We start from the raw sequence: 18,029 nt of genomic DNA on the forward strand, positions 1-18,029 counted from the left end.
ACGCGATGCATGCGACCCGTGCGGCGGTTGAAGAAGGCATCGTGCCGGGCGGCGGCGTCGCCCTGCTGCGCGCCTCCCAGCATCTCAAGGGACTTCGCACCAAGAACGACGACCAGAAGACCGGCGTCGAAATCGTCCGCAAGGCGTTGTCGTATCCAGCCCGCCAAATCGCCATCAATGCTGGCGAAGACGGTTCGGTCATCGTCGGCAAGATCCTCGAGAAGGATCAATATTCCTACGGCTTCGACTCGCAGACCGGCGAATACGTCAACCTGATCTCCAAGGGCATCATCGACCCGACCAAGGTGGTTCGTGTGGCAATCCAGAACGCAGCGTCCGTCGCCGCTCTCCTGATCACCACGGAAGCCATGGTGGCCGAAGTGCCGAAGAAGAACGCCGGCGGTGGCGGCATGCCTCCGGGCGGCGGCATGGGTGGCATGGGAGGTATGGACTTCTAATTCCAACCGTTCAGAGCACAACAATAAGAAAGGCCCGGCAGCATGCTGGGCCTTTCTGCATTAGCTATACGTCCATCTCGACGACGTCCGAAACGCGCCATCAACGGCGTGGGCGCTTCTACCCCCAAAATCAGACATCGCGGCTCGCGGGAAAAAAGGCTTGGCCTTACAGCTCATAACAAAAGGATCGTCAGCGCTTGCGCGGCGCTTCCAGACCCCTAAGCAGCAGCGCCAGCAGCGCGTCGATCCGCGCGGGAGTGCCCGGATCACTCCATTCCTCGGCATGGCCGGGATGATGGAAGCGGCTGGTGGCATCGAAAATGGCGCGGGCCGAAACCTTGACGTCGGCGACCTCGAACGCGCCCTGCTTCACGCCGTCGGACAGGATCCGGGCAATCTGGTCGACCAGGCAATCCTTGTGACAGTTCACCGACTTGCAGGCCTCGCGGGCCAGCGTCAGGTAAGTGGCAAACATCTCAGGGTCGTCGCCAAGCCGCTTGTGCTTGATCGAAAACATCGTGCGCAGCCACTTCTCCAGCCGGGCGGGCGCCGGGCCGGAAGCTTCCGCGATCTTCAGGAGCGGCGCGCTGAGACGGTCGAGCCAGCGCTTGGCCACCGCCTCGCGCAGCGACGCCTTGCTGGGGAAATGGCGGTAGACGCTGCCGTGGCTGACATCGAGCGCACGGGCAACGTCCACCACGGTTGCCTTGGCCAGCCCGTAGCGGCGCAAAACGTCCTCGGTAACCTCCAGAATCCGTTCGGGGGTCAGAACCACGACTTCGTTCATGCGCGCACCTTTGATGCGATGGGACGGGTGGTCATCTTATCCCCTTAGGTAATTACCTTGGCGGGTTAATGTTTCGTCGCCGGTTCCAGCCGCTCGGCCTGAGCGGCCAGATGACGGGCAACGCTCTGGTTGAGCCAGCGCTGGATTTGGGCGGTCAGATGAATGAGATGGGTCGTCATAGCGTAGTCCTTTGCGAGTACCCGGGCTCAAAACCATCGAGCCGGGTGACGCCTGATCCCGGCGTCGGCGATGGATATAGCATGTCTCGCTGACAGATTTCAATATCTGTCAGTCAATAATCCGTGAGTGCGCCTGCTGACATCCGCTGGCCGACCTCCCTGCCTGACCTCCCTGCCCTGCCCGGTCAGCCCGTCCGGCGCCGTTTGTCTCGCTTGGGCGGCTCTGCTAAAGCGCAGCGTAAAAAACAATTCGCCGGAGTCGTCGATGATCCCCCGCTACACCCGCCCGGAAATGGCCTCCATCTGGGAGCCGCAGACCCGCTTCAAGATCTGGTTCGAGATCGAGGCGCATGCGGCTGATGCGCTGGCGGAACTCGGCGTGATCCCGAAGGAGGCGGCGAAGACGATCTGGGCCAAGGCCAGGAATGCCACCTTCGACGTGGCGCGGATCGACGAGATCGAGCGCGAGACCAAGCACGACGTCATCGCCTTCCTGACCCATCTGGCCGAAATCGTCGGCCCCGAGGCGCGCTTCGTCCACCAGGGCATGACCTCCTCCGACGTGCTCGATACCTGCCTCAACGTCCAGCTCACCCGCGCAGCCGACCTCCTGATTGCTGACGTCGACAAGGTGCTGGCGGCGCTGAAGAAGCGCGCCTTTGAGCACAAGATGACGCCGACCATCGGCCGCTCCCACGGCATCCATGCCGAGCCGGTGACGTTCGGGCTGAAGCTCGCCTACGCCTATGCCGAATTCAGCCGCGCCCGCGAGCGCCTGGTCGCCGCCCGCAAGGAGGTCGCGACCTGCGCGATTTCGGGCGCCGTCGGCACGTTCGCGCAGATCGATCCGCGCGTGGAGGAACATGTTGCGAAAGCGATGGGACTCGTCCCCGAACCGATCTCGACGCAAGTCATCCCGCGCGACCGCCACGCGATGTATTTTGCAACGCTTGGCGTGATCGCCTCCTCGGTCGAGCGGCTGTCGATCGAAATCCGCCATCTGCAGCGCACCGAGGTGCTGGAGGCCGAGGAGTTTTTCTCCGAGGGCCAGAAGGGCTCGTCGGCGATGCCGCACAAGCGCAACCCGGTGCTGTCGGAAAACCTCACCGGCCTGTCGCGCATGGTGCGCGCCTATGCGATGCCGGCGATGGAAAACGTAGCGCTCTGGCACGAGCGCGACATCTCGCACTCCTCGGCCGAACGCATGATTGGGCCGGACGCCACCGTGACGCTCGATTTTGCGCTGATGCGGCTTGCGGGCCTGATCGAAAAGCTTCTGATCTATCCCGCCAACATGCAGAAGAACCTCGACCGTCTCGGCGGGCTCGTGCATTCGCAGCGGCTGCTGATCGCGCTGACGCAAAAGGGCGCCAGCCGCGAGGACGCCTACAAATACGTCCAGCGCAACGCCATGCCGGTATGGCGCGGCGAAGGCGACTTCCAGACACTGCTCAAGAAAGATCCTGACGTGAAAAAGCATCTGAGCGATGCCGAGATCGAGGAGCAGTTCGACCTCGGCTATCACTTCAAGCACGTCGATACGATCTTCAGGCGCGTGTTCGGCGAGAGCTGATTATTCCGCCGGCGCTGATGTAACCGTCTTCGCCGGCGCCCCATAAAGCCGCATCAGCACGAAGGTCACGGCCAGGATCGCCAGATAGACGACGAGCTGCATCGCGGTCGGCTGATCGGTGTAGCCGATCAGGGTATGCAGCGCCTTGCCGAGCAGGCTTGAATCGGAAAGCAGCCAGCCTGAATCCCAGACGACGTTGTCGAGCGCCGTCAGCCAGTTGGCTTTTTCGAGAAACGCGGCCGCCTGCGCCGCCATGCCGGCCGCGAGCAGCGCGATCAGCACCGTCGTGGTCGTGAACAGCGCCCGCGTTGGAATCTTCACCAGGCCGAAATAGGTCAGCATGCAGACGAGCGCGCCAAGGATGAGCCCGGCAAGGCCGCCTAGCGCCACGCTCAATCCGCTGTCGCTGCCGCCGGCCAGAACGCCGTAGAGAAACAGCACAACCTCGCTGCCCTCGCGCAGCACCGCGACGCCGACCACGATTGCGAGCGCCAGCAGCGATTTGGATCCCTCCACTACCGCCTTCCCGGCCGCCCACAATTCACCGGCAAGCTCCTTGCCGTGGCGCGCCATCCAGACATTGTGCCAGGTCAGCATCACAACGGCGAGGCTAAGGATCGCCGCGTTGAAGACCTCCTGCCCCATGCCGGCGAACAGGTTCGACAAAACCCCGGCAAAGGCCGCGACCACGCAGGCTGCGAGAACGCCTGCGAGCACGCCGCCGGCGATCCACTGGTTGCGGTGCTTAACCGTGCGCGTAACCGCGAGCACGATGCCGATGATCAAACCGGCCTCGAAGACTTCACGGAATACGATGATCAGTGCAGCGATCACGATTTCTTCTTATTTCACGACCAGCGCGCCGCGGGCGACCTTCTCGTTATATTCGTCGAAGAACTCGTAGCGGCCCGCCTTCTGCGCGCGGACATTGATGGTGGCGTCGCTGGAGCCGGCGACCACCTTCTCTACCTTCAACGTCTTGCTTTCGAATTCCATCGCCTTGGAATCGAGGTTCTTCAGCTTGATCACGATCGGCGTGTTGGCGGGCGCGCTGATTTCGGCCGGGTCGAACTTCTTGTCCTTGTAGCTCAGCTGAATCTCGGTCGCGCTCTGCGCGCGGGCTGCGCCTGCAGCGGCGATCGAAACAAGCGCCATGGCGGCGAACACGGTGAGCCTGGGGAGCGTACGCGAGAAAGACATGCTGGCTTTTCCAATATGGCTGAAATGGTCCGCCGTTGGCATACGCTGCCTGAAGCCCTGCCGTGAAGGGGCAAAACGGCGTTCCAAACTGGAGACGTTCTAAACGGTGCAACCGCTTGGCGGGATTTCCATTTCGGGGTTCGGCCGCCCCCTGTCCCGGGGCTGTCCTGGGTGGTATCTTGCCCGACCGCCCCAGCAGTTTTCCGGCCTTGCCAAGCCGATTTAAATCGTTCCAAATTGTCACGACCGCCGTCGACGACCTCCGAGACCCCGCCGGCACCCCTCAAAGCAACCCAACGGTAACCGCAGATCGGCTAAGGTCGCAGCGTGTCAGCCCCGCCCACGATCCTTGTCTTCGACTCCGGCCTTGGCGGCCTCACGGTCTTGCGCGAGATCGTCGGCGCCCGGCCCGATGCGCACTACGTCTATGTCGCCGACGATGCGTTCTTTCCCTATGGCCACCACAGCGAGGAAGAGATCGTCGCCCGCGTGGTGCCGCTGGTCGGCGAGCTGATCGCGCGCCACGCCCCCGCTTTGGTGGTGATTGCCTGCAACACCGCTTCCACGCTTGTGATGTCGTATCTGCGCAGCGCCTATAGCGTGCCGTTCGTCGGCACCGTGCCTGCGATCAAGCCGGCCTGCGCCAGTTCGAGGACCAAACGCGTGTCGGTGCTCGGCACCAAGGGCACCGTCAAGCGCGAATACACCAGGCGTCTGATCGATGATTTCGCGCAAGGCTGCGAAGTGACGCTGGTGGGATCGGCCGAACTCGCCTCGCTCGCCGAATCCGCCCTCAGCGGCAACGACGTGAGCGACCAGGATATTGTGGCGGAGCTCGCCCCCTGTTTTGTCGGAAATGGCGATGATCGTACCGACACCGTCGTTCTGGCCTGCACCCACTATCCGCTGCTGCTCGACCGCCTGACGCGGCTCGCGCCGTGGCCGGTCGACTGGATCGATCCGGCGCCCGCCATCGCCCGGCGCGTGTCCGACCTGCTCGGGTCTCCGGGCCGCGAAAGCGATACGGCCGGCGCCGAGATCATCTTCACGTCGCGGCGGCCGCACACGTTGAGCCGGACCCTGATGCCGTTTTTCGGCGGGCGCGTGCTGGCGTAAGCCGCCTCAGCTCACCCGCCGCCCCGCCGAATTTATCCTTATGATACCGAGCGCCGAGTTTATGAAATCGGCCGTTCGATTGAGGAGCTTCCGCCTTGACCTCCGCAAGACCTGCGCCGCTCAACCGTCTGCGCCAGCTATGGCGGGAGGGGCGCCCGACCTTCGGCGCGATCGCGACCATTCCCTCGATCCAGACCGTGCAGATCATGGCCCGCTCCGGGATCGACTGGATCATCGTCGACCTCGAGCATGGGCCGATCGATCTCGGCTCGGCGCACGCGATGATCACGGCCACCTCTGGCACGCCCTGCGTGCCGATGGTGCGGATTGCCGCCAACGAGCCCTGGCTTGCGAAAGCGCCGATGGACCTCGGCGCGCTCGGCATCAACTTTCCGATGATCTGCAGCCGCGCGGATGCCGAGAAAGCCGTGCGCAGCGTCCGCTACCCGCCGAAGGGCGACCGGCTGTGGGGTCCGTTTCATGCGCCGTTCCGCTGGGGGGTGTCGATGCCGGACTACATGGCGAGCGCGGACGACGACATGATCTGCATGATCACCATCGAGCATGTCGAGGCGGTCAACCGCATCGACGAGATCATGGCAACCCCGGGCATCGACCTCGCGGTGATCGGCCCCGGCGACCTCGCGACCTCCATCGACAAGCGCGGCCTGCCCGACGATCCCGAGGTGGTGGCGCTGATGGCGCGCGCCGAGGCCGGCATCCTCAAGAGCGGGGTGCCGATCGGCGGCGTCGCCCGTACCGCCGAGCAGGCCAACCGGATGATCGAACGTGGCTATGTGGCGCTGGCGCTCGGCTTCGACTGGTCGCTATTCCAGCGTGGCATCGCGGCAAGTTTCGAGGGGATCAAGCGATAGGTGCCGAGACGGCGGCAAACCCTTCAAAGTCCTTAGCGTTTACGTCGCCCCCGGGGCATGTGCCACCGCCCGGCCGGGCGATAGGGGCGCGAACCTACTGGCGTCAAAACGCCTTGTTCGTGCTAGATGAGGTGCTGGCAGGCAGCCTGGGCGGCCTGCCGGCCTTTCTGATGTGCTTGTTGCGGAAACCCTGAGTGGAGCGATGCGCGGAACGGTTCGAAAAATCACACTACCGCGCCGCCTGGTCGCCGACCTCATGCACGCGTCGATCCGCGTGCCCTTTGTTTCGCTCGCGCGTCCGCTTCATATCCGCGCCCTCCAGGAAGCCCGCGCGCAGGCCGCCCAGCGGCCGGGCTGGGCTGCGATCTTCGTCAAGGCATTCGCGCTAGTGGCGAAGGAAGAGCCGATCCTGCGTACCCTCTACGTCAAATGGCCGCTGTCCGCCTTCTACGAACTGCCGCGCAGCGTCGCGATGGTGGCGATCGCCCGGGTCGAGGACGGCCAGGATTGCGTGCTGCCGCAAAAGGTTGCTGCGCCGGATGAAATGCCGCTTGCCGAGGTCGATGCCCTGATCCGGCACGCCAAGGAGGCGCCGATCGACGAGGTGCCGGCATTCCGGAAGATTTTGCGAACCACCCGGCTGCCCTTGCCGCTGCGCCGCCTGTTCTGGGCGGTCGGGCTCAATTTCGGCCGCCAGCGGGCCAATTATTTCGGCAGTTTTGGCGTGACCTCGGTGGCCGCCTATGGCGCCGGCCAGCTCCACGCCATCAGCCCCGGGCCGTTTGTCCTGAGCTATGGGGTGGAAAAGCCCGACCAGACCATCGATGTCGTGCTGCGCTGGGATCACCGGATTACCGACGCCGCCCCGATGGCCAAGGCGCTGAACCGGCTGGAACAGGTGCTGAACGGTGAAATTGCCGCCGAATTGCGGGCAAACCGGCAGCAAAGCGAACCCAAACCGGTCCGGGCGGTCGCGACCTGAGCGGGCCGATTTGGCCCGGAAACTGGGCCGTTTTCGTTGACAGAACGGCCTTTTCTCCCTAAGAACCCGCTTGCTCGCGGGCCGGTTTCGGCCCGCGTGGCGTTTCGCGACCCGTGGTCTTCCCCGAGCTTTCGAGGCGGACCTGTCGGCCCCGGCAAGTGCCGGTGCACAGGAGGGCGCGTTTCCTCAACACTCAAACTCTTATGCAGAGGACGCGATGACAAAGCGCAGTGAGGCGAAATACAAGATCGATCGCCGTATGGGCCAGAATATCTGGGGCCGCCCCAAGAGCCCCGTGAACCGCCGTGAATACGGCCCCGGCCAGCATGGCCAGCGCCGCAAGGGCAAGCTGTCCGACTTCGGCGTGCAGCTCCGCGCCAAGCAGAAGCTCAAGGGCTACTACGCCAACATTTCCGAGCGCCAGTTCCACGGCATTTACGTCGAGGCCGGCCGGATGAAGGGCGATACCGGTGAAAACCTGATCGGCCTCCTGGAACGCCGTCTCGACACCGTGGTCTATCGCGCCAAGTTCGTCGCCACGATGTTCGCCGCGCGCCAGTTCATCAACCACGGCCACATCAAGGTGAACGGCCGCCGCGTCAACATTTCGAGCTACAAGCTCAAGCCCGGCGACGTCGTCGAGATCAAGGAATCCTCCAAGCAGCTCACCCCGGTGCTGGAAGCAAGCCAGCTCGGCGAGCGCGACGTGCCCGACTTCATCGAAGCCGATCACGGCAAGATGACCGCGAAGTTCACCCGGATCCCCGCGCTGTCGGACGTGCCGTTCGCGGTGCAGATGGAGCCGCATCTGATCGTCGAATTCTATTCGCGCTGATCGGTCTTCGGTTCCGAGACATCAAAGGCCCCGGTCTTGCCGGGGCCTTTTTGTTTGCATCCACTCGCAGACGACCGACAAACCGACCCGCGTCATGCCTTCGGCCACACCGACCGAAGCCGAGCTTGCCGCCTGGGCTGACCTTCCCCGGGACGAGCAGGTGCGCCGCTATCAAGAGTTGTTCCAGCACCCCGATTGCAACACCTTCACCACGGACACGCCCGACGACGTCCTGGCCACCGCCCGGAAGAGTGCAGGCTTACGCAGCGGGCACGGGCCGACCTGATCGACATCTACGATTTCACCGAAGGCAAATTTGGCGCCTATCAGGCCGAAGCCTACCATGCGGGTCTGGTCCGCTCTTTCGGGCTTCTTGCCGATTTCCCGCTCATCGGACAGACGTTTGACGAACTTGCGGCCGGCTATCGACGATTCCGCTTTCAATCGCATACACTGTGCGGCCCGACTACGTCGAAATTCGTGCCGTGGTTCACAGTGCCCAAGACATCAGGCGGCAACTTTTCGAGTAGACGCTGAAATCGATGTCGTGATTCGATTAGCAATCACGCGCGGAGTAACGAGGACTATCCATGCACTACACCCCTGCCCCGCGCGATCCCAAGGCCGACCCCATCCGCATCAACCTGCTGTCGGACACGCAGACGCGCCCCACACCAGCGATGCGCGAGGCGATGGCGCGGGCAGAGGTTGGCGACGAGCAGATCGGCGACGACCCGACGGTGAACCTGCTGTGCGAGCGCGTGGCTGACCTGCTTGGCAAGGAAGCCGCCGTGTTCATGCCGTCGGGCACCATGTGCAATGTCGCGGCGACGCTGGCCCATTGCCGGCCGGGCGATGAAATTCTGGCCCATGTCAGCGCGCATATCATCGCCCGCGAAGGCGGCGCGCATGCCGCCCTTGGCGGATTCCAGATCACGCCGCTGCCGGGCGAGGACGGGCAATTCGCGCCCGAAACATTCCGCGCCGCGCTGCATCCGCGCTCGCGTTACCAGCCGCCGCAGACCGTCGTCAGCGTCGAGCAGACCGCCAATATCGGCGGCGGCACGATCTGGAAGAAAAAGGCGCTGGATGAAGTGGTAGCGATCGCCAAGGCGAACGGGCTCATTACCCACATGGACGGCGCTCGGTTGCTGAACGCCTGCGTCGCGACAGGAATATCGGCGCGCGACATGGCCGCGGGCTGGGATTCGGCCTGGATCGATTTCTCAAAAGGCCTCGGCGCGCCGATCGGCGGCGTGATTGCGGGCTCTCGCGCCTTCATCGACGACGTCTGGCGCTGGAAGCAGCGCCTCGGCGGCTCGATGCGGCAGGCCGGCATTTGCGCAGCCGCTTGCGTCTACGCGCTCGACCATCACGTCGATCGTCTCGCCGACGATCACGCCAATGCGCGGGCGCTGGCGCGCGGGCTGTCGCAGATCAACGGCATCGAGGTGCAAGAGCCCGAGACCAATCTGGTGTTCTTCAAGCCTGACGGCGCGGGCATCAGCGGCGACAAGATGGTCGAGGCCTTGCGCAAGCGCGGCGTTCTGCTTGCGATGATGGACGGCCGCATTCGCGCCTGCACGCATCTCGACGTCAGCGCTGCGATGATCGAGGAGACGGTCGGTATCGTGCGCGAGATCGTACGCGGGGCGTGAGCGAACTCAGGCAATAGCAGCAGTGCGCGCCCGCCACAGCGCACTGCCGAGCAGCAAATAGACCGCGCCGGTCCACAGCGCCTGCCAGTTCTCGAACCCTTCGTTGAAGACGACGTAGACCGCGGCCATGGCGAACAGCCCGGCGAACACCGCTTCCGAGAGCGGCCGCTCGCCAGATTTCGAACCGTTGAGGAATGCCAATGTCCAGAACGGCACCACGGCCATGGTCAGGGCGGCGAACGGGAAATCGCGCCAGCGCGCGTCGAATATCAGGCTGAGCGCGGTTTGCGCGGCAATGAGCGTCGTCACGATCAGCGTGACGCCCAGCAAGTTGGTCATGAAAAATGGCGTCAGGCCCTTGGTTGGACCCAACACTTCAAGAAACGACGGAAGCCCGCGCCCCGACATCAGCGCGTAGGCGGACAGCAGCGGCGCCGTCACTGCCGCCGCCAGCAAAAAGCCCTGAACCAGCCAACCGCCGAGCCCGTAGCTTTCGTAGAGCATCTTGTCGGCGCTGACGCCGAGCAGGATGCCGCCGGCAGTCGCAGACACGGCGACCGCTAGCCACGATGCCAATGGCGGCGGCGCCGGCCGGCGCTTCAGCGTGACCAAGGCTGTTGCGAATACGCCGATGCAAAGAAACAGCCCGCCCGCCATCTGCAGCTTCCAGAACGGATAGTTGCCGATGGCCACCCCCGCCGGATATTTCAGCTTGCGTTCGGCTCCGTCGAACAGCCCCCAATAACCGCCCACCGTTCCTTCCCAGCGGCGCTTCCACGGCTCGTCATAGGCCTCGAACAGATTGACGCGAAAATTGTCCCGTCGCGCCCGCTCGAGAATCTCGGAAATGAAACGCGCCTGATTGACGCGGGAAGCCAGCGCGCCGTCGCGCATCCGCCCATGGCTTGGCCAGCCGGTTTCGCCGACCAGGATCTCCTTGCCGGGAAAGACTGCCGCCACCTGCTTGCGAATGCCGTCGACATGCGCGGCCGCATCTTCGGCGCGCGGCGGAACGTCCTCCCAATAGGGCAGGAAATGGGCGGTGACGAAATCGACATCCTCGCCGACTTCGCGGTAGCGCAGCCAGAATTCCCAGACATCGGCATAGGTCACCGGAATATCCACGCGCGGCTTCACCGAACGGATGGTGTCCCGAAGATCGCCCACGGTCATATCGCCGCGTAGCAGCACTTCGCTGCCGACAATAATCGCTGACACCACGCCGGGATGATCCCGGACCAGCGAGACTGCGGTGTTGATCAGGATCGCGTTCTTCGCGCGATCACGCCCGATCCAGACGCCGAGCAGAACCTTCAATCCGACCCTGGACGCAAGCTCGGGCACCTTGTCGAGCCCGTTGTCGATGGAATAGGTACGGATGCATTTGGAGACCTTGGCAAGTTCGGCCAGATCCCGCGCGATCTGCTCCGGACTGACGATCAGCGTTGGATCATGCGGCGTTTGATCGCCCCTGAACGGCGCGTAGGAAACGCACTCCAGCTTCGCCGCGTCATCGATCGGCGCGCGCGTCAGCGCCACCGGCGTGGCCAGCCACCACCACACCGCGGCAACGATGCCCAGCGATACGAGTAAAAGCGCCAGCGGCGTGCGAAAGCCGATCGTCCTGCTCCCAAATCGGTGATTATGTCCGCTTATTTAGCGGCGAGCGGCAGCCCTGTCGACCTGCCGATGCAGCCTGTTGCACAATTGCACCGAGACACGGAAGCGGTGATATTAGGCCAGCTTCAAACAAGAAGCATCAAGAGTGAGCCTTGTTTTGCTCAAAATTGATCCCGGTGCGGCGAGTGAAATGATGCCATTCGAGAGATTTTCAAGGCGCCAGTTTGGCAAGATTGCAGGCTGGTCGGCGCTTGGCATGTCGGCGCTGTCGGCCGGATCCGCACCGGCCCAATGGGACGCGGACAGCGGAACGCGAAATCGAACCACCTCTTCCGGTTTTCCGAATGGTTTCCTGTGGGGTACGGCGACCTCGGCCTATCAGGTCGAGGGGGCCGTGAACGAGGATGGCCGCGGTCCGTCGATCTGGGACCGCTTCGCTCACGCGCGCGGGACGATCTCCGATCACAGCAATGGGGATACCGCGACCGACCATTATCGTCTGTACAAGGAAGACATCCAGTTGATGAAGGCGCTGGGTGCAAAGGCCTATCGATTCTCGATCGCATGGCCGCGCGTCTTCCCGGAAGGCGCCGGCGCGCCAAATCCAAAGGGCCTCGATTTCTACAACCGCCTTGTCGACGAGTTGCTGGCCAACGGCATCGCGCCGTTTGCGACGCTGTATCATTGGGACCTGCCGCAGGCGTTGCAGGACCGCTTCGGCGGCTGGACCTCGCGCGACACGTCAAAGGCATTTGCGGATTACGCGGCTTATGTCGCGGCGCGTCTGAGCGACCGCGTGACGCATTTCTTCACGATCAACGAATGCTCCCGTCTCGTTCATCTCGGCCACGGCATGGGCGCCGATGCGCCGGGCCTCAAACTATCCCAATCGGAATTGAACCAGGTCCGTCACCACGTCGCGCTCGGCCACGGCCTTTCGGTTCAGGCGATCAGGGCCCATGGGCGCACTAGGACCAGGGTCGGTCCGGCGGAAAATGCCGTGAGCTGCATCCCCGCCGTCGAAACAGCCGCCAACATCCGCGCCGCCGAGATGGCGACTCGCGAGCTCAACGCCGGCTATCTGACCGTCATGATGGAGGGAAAATATACCGATGCATACCTGGCGCGGGCCGGCCATGACGCGCCGAAATTCACGCCTGAGGATTTGCGCATCATTTCGTCGCCGATCGATTTTGTCGGACTGAATGTGTACACGCCCGACCATTATGTCGTGGCCGCCGACAACGACCGCGGCTTCACGCTGGCGCCGTTTCCGGCATCGTTTCCGCACATGAAAGCAGGTTGGCTCAGGCCCGGCCCCGAGGCGATGTACTGGGTGCCGCGCCATGTGGCCAAGCTGTGGAACGTGAAGTCGATCTACATCACCGAGAACGGAACGTCGGGGAGCGATCTGCCGGCTGCGGACGGAACCATCTATGACGTCGACCGCATCATGTACTTACGCAACTATCTGACGCAGTTGCAGCGCGCGACCTCCGAAGGCGTGCCCGTGCACGGCTATTTCCTGTGGAGCCTGATGGACAATTTCGAATGGTCGGACGGATATGAACAGCGCTTCGGCATCTACCACGTCGACTTCGAGACCAAGCGTCGGACGCCCAAGCTGAGCGCGTCATTCTATCGCGAGACGATCGCGCGAAACGCGGTGGCGTAGCCAGGCGATCGTCAATCCTTGCGCAGGCCCTTGCCCAGCGCCTCGAACATCATCGTCTTCAGCGCCAGTTGAATCCGCCCGCCCTGCGTCGGGGCCTGCACCATGAAGACAACGAGCAGGTCGTCCTGGGGATCGACGAAATAGAAGCTGCCGCCCGCCCCGTCCCAGCGGTATTCGCCGAGCGGCCATGTCGTACCCGGCGGCGGTGAGGTGCGCACGGCAAAGCCGAGGCCGAAGCCGGAGGTCGGGCCCGGGAAGTAGAAGGGATCGTGGATGATCTTGGTTTCCGGTCCGATCTGATCCGACGTCATCAGTGCAACCGTCTCAGGCTTGAGATACCGCTTGCCGTCCAGTTCGCCGCCGTTCAGCAGCATTTGCAGGAAGCGCGCGTAGTCCCCGGCCGTCGAGACCAGGCCCGCGCCGCCGGATTCCCAGCGCCGCGCCTCTGTCGGATCCTTGATTCCGGCAACCCGAAAACGATCGACAGGAAATGGCTGCGCGATGCGCGGCCACTTCGCTTTATCTGCGACATGGTATTCAGTCTCGGACATGCCGAGCGGATCGAACAGTCTCTGCTTCTCGAACTGAAACAGCGTCTGTCCCGAGGCCACTTCGACCACACGGCCGAGCACATCGGTCGAATGGCTGTAGTTCCAACGCGTCGCCGGCTGATCAGCGAGCGGCAGAACCGCAATCCGGTCGGCGAATTCGGCATTGTCGAAATCGCCAGCGTACAGTTTGGGATCGGCATAGAGTTTTTGCACCTGGGTTTCGCCGAAGAAGCCGTAAGAGATCCCCGACGTGTGCCGCAGCAGATCCCTGATCGTGATCGGACGCTTCAACGGCTCGAGCTTGAGCGGATACTTTCCTGCTTCATCGGAAAGATCGACGCCGACTTTCGCATCCGCAAAGGAATGAATGTATTTCGACACGGGATCATCGAGGGACAGTTTGCCGTCGTCGACCAGCATCATCGCGGCGACCGAGGTGATGGCCTTCGACATCGAATAGATCTGGAAAATGGAGTCCGGCGTCATCGGCTGCTTGGTGGCGGGGTCCCGCACGCCGAAACATTCGAGTTCGACTGGCTTGCCATGCTGCTGGATCAGCATGACTGCGCCGGGAATGGTGCCGGACGCGATCTCGCTTCGAACGTAGTCGCCAAACTGGTCAAGCGCCGCGCGTGAAAAAGTTGGCGCGTGCGGCGCCTTCGGCTCGCCCCGCAACTCATGCGGCGAGCCGCCAAGAAAAAGCACCGCGAGCGCCGCCGCGACGAGGCAGCGCCCGACGGCGCCGTCAGTTTTCCAGCGCTTCATAGACCAACTGCTTCAGCGTCCGCTGGACGCGCTGGCGTTCCGTCGGCGTCTGCTCCAGCACCACGAAGAACATGTCCTGCTTGCGGTCGACCACCATGTAGCAGCCGGCGGCGCCGTCCCATTTCAGTTCGCCCAGCGATCCCGGCGGCGGCGGCTTGGCGTTACCGGGATCGGTGCGCACGGCAAGCCCAAGCCCCATGCCGAAGCCGTCACCGGGAAAATAGTAATGATCCCGCGCAACGCCGGAGTCCTTGCCGGTGTGATCCGATGCCATCAGTTCGAATGTCTTCGGGCTGAGATAGGTCTTGCCGTCGAACGTACCGCCATTGAGCAGCATCTGCGCAAATTTCGAGAAGTCCGACATGGTCGAAACCATGCCGCCGCTGGCGGATTCCCACTTCTGTCGAACCTCGGTCCTGTATAGGCGGCCGACCCGGAAATCACTGTCGTTCGGCAACGGCTGGGCGAGCCGCTTGAGCCTCTCCGGTTCGGTAACGAAGAAGCCGGTGTCGGTCATGCCGAGCGGATCGAGCAGCTTTTCCCGCTCGACCTCGAACAATGATTTTCCTGACACGATCTCCATGATCCGCGCCAGGATGTCGGTGGAATGGCCGTATTGCCAGAGCGCTCCCGGCTGGTTGTGCAGCGGCAGCTTGGCGATCCGCTCGGCGAATTCGGCGAGGTCGAATTCGCCCGCATAGAGATTTGCCTCCTTGTAGGCCTTGCGCACCAGACTGTCGCCATAGAAGCCATAGGTGATGCCGGAGGTATGACGCATCAGGTCGAGAATGGTAATGGGCCGGGTCAGCGGTACCAGTTCGAGCGTCTTGGTGCCGTCCTCGGCCTTTTTCTCCTCCCCGACCTTCATATTGGCGAAGGAGGGAATGTACTTCGAGACGGGATCGTCGAGCTTGATCTTTCCGTCCTGGATCAACTGCATCGCCACGACGGAGGTGATCGCCTTGGTCAGCGAAGACAGACGGAAGATGGTCTTGTCAGTGATCGGCGTCTTGGACACGACGTCCTGAACGCCGAAGGTTTCGTGATAGACCGGCTTGCCGTGCTGCTGGATCAGGACGTTGGCGCCGGCGATCTTGCCGGTCGACACCTCGTTCTTGAAGAACTCGGTGATCTTCGCAAGCTTGTCCTGATTGAAACGCGCCCCTGCGGGAACATCGAAAGTGCCTTCGGCGCGGACTTGTGGCGCTGCTACCAGCATCAGCGCGCCGCAAATGAGCGCGCGCCGCCATCGACGTAAATTCATTTGGCCCCCTCCGAGCTACGGCAGGGAGTGTAGCGTCGACGCGTCAGTCGGCACAAGGGCCGCCAAACGCTTCCAGAGCCTCCTCATGCAGCACGCCGCTGCCCCTGGAAAAGCAGCAAAATATGACGCGGGTCAGCAACGGCGCCGACGGCAGCGCTTTTGCCGTCGTGGTGACCGCAATTTTCGCGGCACGTTCTGCCGGGAATCGGAAGACACCGGTTGAAATCGCGGGAAACGCCACGGATTTAAGATTGTTGTCACGGCAAAGCTCGATCGCACGGCGATAGCACGAGGCGAGTTGCTCATCCTCCCCACGGTTACCACCGTACCAGATCGGCCCGACGGCATGGATCACATGCCGCGCTGGAAGCAGATATCCCTTGGTGATCTTGGCGTCGCCGGTTTCGCAGCCGCCCAGCTTGCGGCATTCGGCCAACAGCTCGGGCCCGGCTGCATCATGGATCGCGCCGTCGACGCCGCCCCCGCCGAGGAGCGACGAATTCGCGGCGTTGACGATGGCGTCAACGCGCAGCGTGGTGATGTCGGCAACAATGACTTCCAGCCGCGCCTTGCCGATCTGGCGCGCGGGAGCGCTCAGGCCGAAGCCGCCGCGTTGACGGTGACGCCCTTGTCGGCGAACAGCTGCTGCAATTCACCGGCCTGGAACATCTCGCGAATGATGTCGCAGCCGCCGACGAACTCACCCTTGACGTAGAGCTGCGGGATGGTCGGCCAGTTCGAATATTCCTTGATGCCGTTGCGAAGTTCGGCGGATTCCAGGACGTTCAGGCCCTTGTAGCCGACACCGACGTGGTCGAGGATCTGCACCACCTGGCCGGAGAACCCGCACTGCGGAAACTGCGGCGTGCCCTTCATGAACAGCACGACGTCGTTCGCCTTCACTTCATTGTCGATGAATTGTTCGATGCTCATATTCGCTTCCTTTTGGGGCACAGCCCCCTGCGGCTTCGCCTGACGGCCCGGCTCGTCCCGTCTAACCCGGTATTGACCATATATGTAGCCCAAACCGTTGTGCATCCAAAGTAAAATGGCGAGGAGCTGGCATGCGCAGGCCCGGCGCGGGCTCCGGGGCGGCCGCGGCCCATAGTCTGACGACATCAATATCATAGCGGGGGAAGGCTTTTTTCCCGGACGGGAACCCCTATCTAGGACGGACCGCCCGTCGGGAACCAGTTTGCCGGACTAACGTTCTCCCCGCTCACCGGAGACACCTGTGACGAAATCAGTATCCGCCGCGTCGCTTGCCAGCCCTACCCCGTCACTTTTCTCCGATTCAGGGACCCTCGCCCAGAATTTGGTGGAAGCCTATCTGGCCGTCCGCGGCGAGACCGAGCGCCGTGCCGCTCCCTTAAGCCCCGAGGATCAGCTGATCCAGTCGATGCCGGACGCCAGCCCGGCCAAATGGCATCGCGCCCATACCACCTGGTTCTTCGAGCAATTCCTGCTCGGCGAGCACTGCGAGGGCTACCAGCCCTTCCACCCCGACTACGCGTTTTTATTCAATTCCTATTACGTCAGCGCGGGTCCCCGGCACGCCCGCCATCAGCGCGGCCACCTCACCCGTCCGAGCGCCGACGAAGTCACCGCCTATCGCCGGCATGTCGATGCCGCCGTGGTGAAGTTCTTCCAGAGCATCGACAAGGAGCGCCTTGCCAAGCTCGTGCCCCTGGTCGAGGTCGGCCTCAACCACGAGCAGCAGCATCAGGAATTGATGCTGACCGACATCCTGCACGCCTTTGCGCAGAACCCGATTCCGCCGGCCTATGATCCGTCCTGGCGCTTCCCGGCGTCGCATCGCGAGACTGAGGAATGGGTCACCCTCAACGAGGGCATCCACACCGTCGGACACACCGACGACAGCTTCCATTTCGACAATGAGAAGCCGGCGCACCGCGCTCTCGTTGGCCCGGTCAGGCTCGCCCGCAACCTCGTCACCACTGCCGAATGGCTGGCCTTCATGAAGGACGGCGGCTACGGCACGGCCACGCTGTGGCTGATGGACGGCTTTGCCACGGTCACCAATGAAGGCTGGCAGGCCCCCGGCCACTGGCGCCAGGTCGACGGCGAATGGCGGATCATGACGCTCGGCGGATTGCAGCCGATCGACCCTTCAGCCCCGGTCAGCCATGTCAGCTATTACGAGGCGGATGCGTTCGCGCGCTGGGCCGGCCGCCATCTGCCGACCGAAATGGAATGGGAGGTCGCCGCCCGCGCCGGCCAGCTCAACGACGCCTTCGGCATCGTCTGGCAGTGGACCCGCAGCGCCTACTCCCCCTACCCCGGCTACCGCGCCATCGAGGGTGCGCTGGGCGAATACAACGGCAAGTTCATGGTCAACCAGCTGGTGCTGCGCGGCTCCTCGCTTGCAACTCCACCCGGCCACAGCCGTATCACCTATCGTAACTTCTTCTACCCGCACCACCGCTGGCAATTCACGGGGTTACGCCTCGCCGATTACGCCTGATGTTTC

At 63.2% G+C, this 18,029-nt stretch carries 18 protein-coding genes; 10 read left to right on the top strand and 8 right to left on the bottom strand.

Going from position 1 to position 18,029, the window contains the following annotated elements:
• A partial coding sequence (locus JQ624_RS24685; RefSeq protein WP_283816962.1) for a TCP-1/cpn60 chaperonin family protein occupies positions 1-458 on the top strand: 458 nt, incomplete at its 5' end.
• Between the two features lie 190 nt (positions 459-648).
• Here the strand turns inward: JQ624_RS24685 and JQ624_RS24690 are convergent.
• Positions 649-1,245 (bottom strand): TetR family transcriptional regulator, encoded by a 597-nt coding sequence (locus tag JQ624_RS24690; protein ID WP_212421517.1) that lies wholly within the window; start codon positions 1,243-1,245, stop codon positions 649-651.
• A 444-nt stretch (positions 1,246-1,689) separates the two neighbouring features.
• Here JQ624_RS24690 and purB point away from each other — a divergent pair, with 444 nt between their 5' ends.
• Positions 1,690-2,997, top strand: coding sequence for an adenylosuccinate lyase (gene purB / locus JQ624_RS24695; protein WP_212421518.1), 1,308 nt, complete (start codon positions 1,690-1,692; stop codon positions 2,995-2,997).
• On the opposite strand, the gene JQ624_RS24700 is transcribed toward purB, so the two are convergent.
• Together JQ624_RS24700 and JQ624_RS24705 are read right to left on the bottom strand one after the other, a co-directional pair.
• Positions 2,998-3,831, bottom strand: coding sequence for an FTR1 family protein (locus JQ624_RS24700; RefSeq protein ID WP_212421519.1), 834 nt, complete (start codon positions 3,829-3,831; stop codon positions 2,998-3,000).
• A gap of 9 nt (positions 3,832-3,840) precedes the next feature.
• The gene (locus tag JQ624_RS24705; protein ID WP_249130053.1) at positions 3,841-4,197 is read right to left on the bottom strand and encodes a cupredoxin domain-containing protein; all 357 of its coding nucleotides are present in this window, start codon (positions 4,195-4,197) and stop codon (positions 3,841-3,843) included.
• 327 nt (positions 4,198-4,524) lie between these two features.
• Between JQ624_RS24705 and murI the strand changes: the two genes are divergently transcribed.
• The 6 genes from murI to JQ624_RS24735 all read left to right on the top strand — a co-directional run bounded on the left by murI (position 4,525) and on the right by JQ624_RS24735 (position 9,663).
• Complete coding sequence (gene murI, locus JQ624_RS24710; protein ID WP_212421520.1) at positions 4,525-5,313, top strand: glutamate racemase; 789 nt, start codon at positions 4,525-4,527, stop codon at positions 5,311-5,313.
• A 95-nt stretch (positions 5,314-5,408) separates the two neighbouring features.
• The gene (locus JQ624_RS24715; RefSeq protein WP_212421521.1) at positions 5,409-6,188 is read left to right on the top strand and encodes an HpcH/HpaI aldolase/citrate lyase family protein; all 780 of its coding nucleotides are present in this window, start codon (positions 5,409-5,411) and stop codon (positions 6,186-6,188) included.
• A 202-nt stretch (positions 6,189-6,390) separates the two neighbouring features.
• On the top strand, positions 6,391-7,170 hold the full coding sequence (locus JQ624_RS24720) for an acyltransferase (RefSeq protein ID WP_212421522.1): 780 nt from the start codon (positions 6,391-6,393) through the stop codon (positions 7,168-7,170).
• Positions 7,171-7,387: 217 nt separating this feature from the next.
• Entirely contained in the window at positions 7,388-8,005 is a 618-nt protein-coding gene (rpsD, locus tag JQ624_RS24725; protein ID WP_212421523.1) for a 30S ribosomal protein S4, read from the top strand.
• A gap of 195 nt (positions 8,006-8,200) precedes the next feature.
• On the top strand, positions 8,201-8,542 hold the full coding sequence (locus tag JQ624_RS24730) for a type II toxin-antitoxin system RelE/ParE family toxin (RefSeq protein ID WP_249130054.1): 342 nt from the start codon (positions 8,201-8,203) through the stop codon (positions 8,540-8,542).
• A gap of 53 nt (positions 8,543-8,595) precedes the next feature.
• Complete coding sequence (locus JQ624_RS24735; RefSeq protein WP_212421524.1) at positions 8,596-9,663, top strand: low specificity L-threonine aldolase; 1,068 nt, start codon at positions 8,596-8,598, stop codon at positions 9,661-9,663.
• 6 nt (positions 9,664-9,669) lie between these two features.
• Here the strand turns inward: JQ624_RS24735 and JQ624_RS24740 are convergent, their stop codons facing one another.
• Positions 9,670-11,226 carry a glycosyl hydrolase family 17 protein gene (locus JQ624_RS24740; protein WP_312014487.1) on the bottom strand — a complete coding sequence of 519 codons (1,557 nt, stop codon included), beginning with the start codon at positions 11,224-11,226 and terminating at the stop codon, positions 9,670-9,672.
• A 250-nt stretch (positions 11,227-11,476) separates the two neighbouring features.
• Between JQ624_RS24740 and JQ624_RS24745 the strand changes: the two genes are divergently transcribed.
• On the top strand, positions 11,477-12,958 hold the full coding sequence (locus JQ624_RS24745) for a GH1 family beta-glucosidase (RefSeq protein ID WP_212421525.1): 1,482 nt from the start codon (positions 11,477-11,479) through the stop codon (positions 12,956-12,958).
• 11 nt (positions 12,959-12,969) lie between these two features.
• On the opposite strand, the gene JQ624_RS24750 is transcribed toward JQ624_RS24745, so the two are convergent.
• From JQ624_RS24750 to grxD, 4 genes are read right to left on the bottom strand one after another with little or no spacing between them, the layout of a single operon-like run.
• Positions 12,970-14,274, bottom strand: a complete 1,305-nt coding sequence (locus JQ624_RS24750; RefSeq protein ID WP_212421526.1) for a serine hydrolase — start codon at positions 14,272-14,274, stop codon at positions 12,970-12,972.
• The gene (locus JQ624_RS24755; RefSeq protein ID WP_212421527.1) at positions 14,255-15,538 is read right to left on the bottom strand and encodes a serine hydrolase; all 1,284 of its coding nucleotides are present in this window, start codon (positions 15,536-15,538) and stop codon (positions 14,255-14,257) included. Before JQ624_RS24755 ends, JQ624_RS24750 begins: the two co-directional genes overlap by 20 nt.
• A gap of 43 nt (positions 15,539-15,581) precedes the next feature.
• Positions 15,582-16,136, bottom strand: a complete 555-nt coding sequence (locus JQ624_RS24760) for an O-acetyl-ADP-ribose deacetylase (RefSeq protein WP_212421657.1) — start codon at positions 16,134-16,136, stop codon at positions 15,582-15,584.
• Complete coding sequence (gene grxD, locus JQ624_RS24765; RefSeq protein WP_212421528.1) at positions 16,133-16,471, bottom strand: Grx4 family monothiol glutaredoxin; 339 nt, start codon at positions 16,469-16,471, stop codon at positions 16,133-16,135. Before grxD ends, JQ624_RS24760 begins: the two co-directional genes overlap by 4 nt.
• 301 nt (positions 16,472-16,772) lie before the next feature.
• On the opposite strand from grxD, the gene egtB reads away from it, so the two are divergent.
• Positions 16,773-18,023 carry an ergothioneine biosynthesis protein EgtB gene (gene egtB, locus JQ624_RS24770; RefSeq protein WP_212421529.1) on the top strand — a complete coding sequence of 417 codons (1,251 nt, stop codon included), beginning with the start codon at positions 16,773-16,775 and terminating at the stop codon, positions 18,021-18,023.
• The last annotated feature ends 6 nt before the right edge of the window (positions 18,024-18,029 follow it).

This window comes from Bradyrhizobium sp. AUGA SZCCT0283, from assembly GCF_018130385.1.
In the GTDB taxonomy this organism is placed as follows: Bacteria; Pseudomonadota; Alphaproteobacteria; order Rhizobiales; family Xanthobacteraceae; genus Bradyrhizobium.

Excerpts from the sequence above, each read along its gene's own strand:
- JQ624_RS24690 (WP_212421517.1), bottom strand. The coding sequence starts at position 1,245 with ATGAACGAAGTCGTGGTTCTGACCCCCGAACGGATTCTGGAGGTTACC.
- purB (WP_212421518.1), top strand. The coding sequence starts at position 1,690 with ATGATCCCCCGCTACACCCGCCCGGAAATGGCCTCCATCTGGGAGCCG.
- JQ624_RS24705 (WP_249130053.1), bottom strand. The coding sequence starts at position 4,197 with ATGTCTTTCTCGCGTACGCTCCCCAGGCTCACCGTGTTCGCCGCCATG.
- JQ624_RS24720 (WP_212421522.1), top strand. The coding sequence starts at position 6,391 with ATGCGCGGAACGGTTCGAAAAATCACACTACCGCGCCGCCTGGTCGCC.
- rpsD (WP_212421523.1), top strand. The coding sequence starts at position 7,388 with ATGACAAAGCGCAGTGAGGCGAAATACAAGATCGATCGCCGTATGGGC.
- JQ624_RS24735 (WP_212421524.1), top strand. The coding sequence starts at position 8,596 with ATGCACTACACCCCTGCCCCGCGCGATCCCAAGGCCGACCCCATCCGC.
- JQ624_RS24745 (WP_212421525.1), top strand. The coding sequence starts at position 11,477 with ATGCCATTCGAGAGATTTTCAAGGCGCCAGTTTGGCAAGATTGCAGGC.
- JQ624_RS24750 (WP_212421526.1), bottom strand. The coding sequence starts at position 14,274 with ATGAAGCGCTGGAAAACTGACGGCGCCGTCGGGCGCTGCCTCGTCGCG.
- JQ624_RS24755 (WP_212421527.1), bottom strand. The coding sequence starts at position 15,538 with ATGAATTTACGTCGATGGCGGCGCGCGCTCATTTGCGGCGCGCTGATG.
- grxD (WP_212421528.1), bottom strand. The coding sequence starts at position 16,471 with ATGAGCATCGAACAATTCATCGACAATGAAGTGAAGGCGAACGACGTC.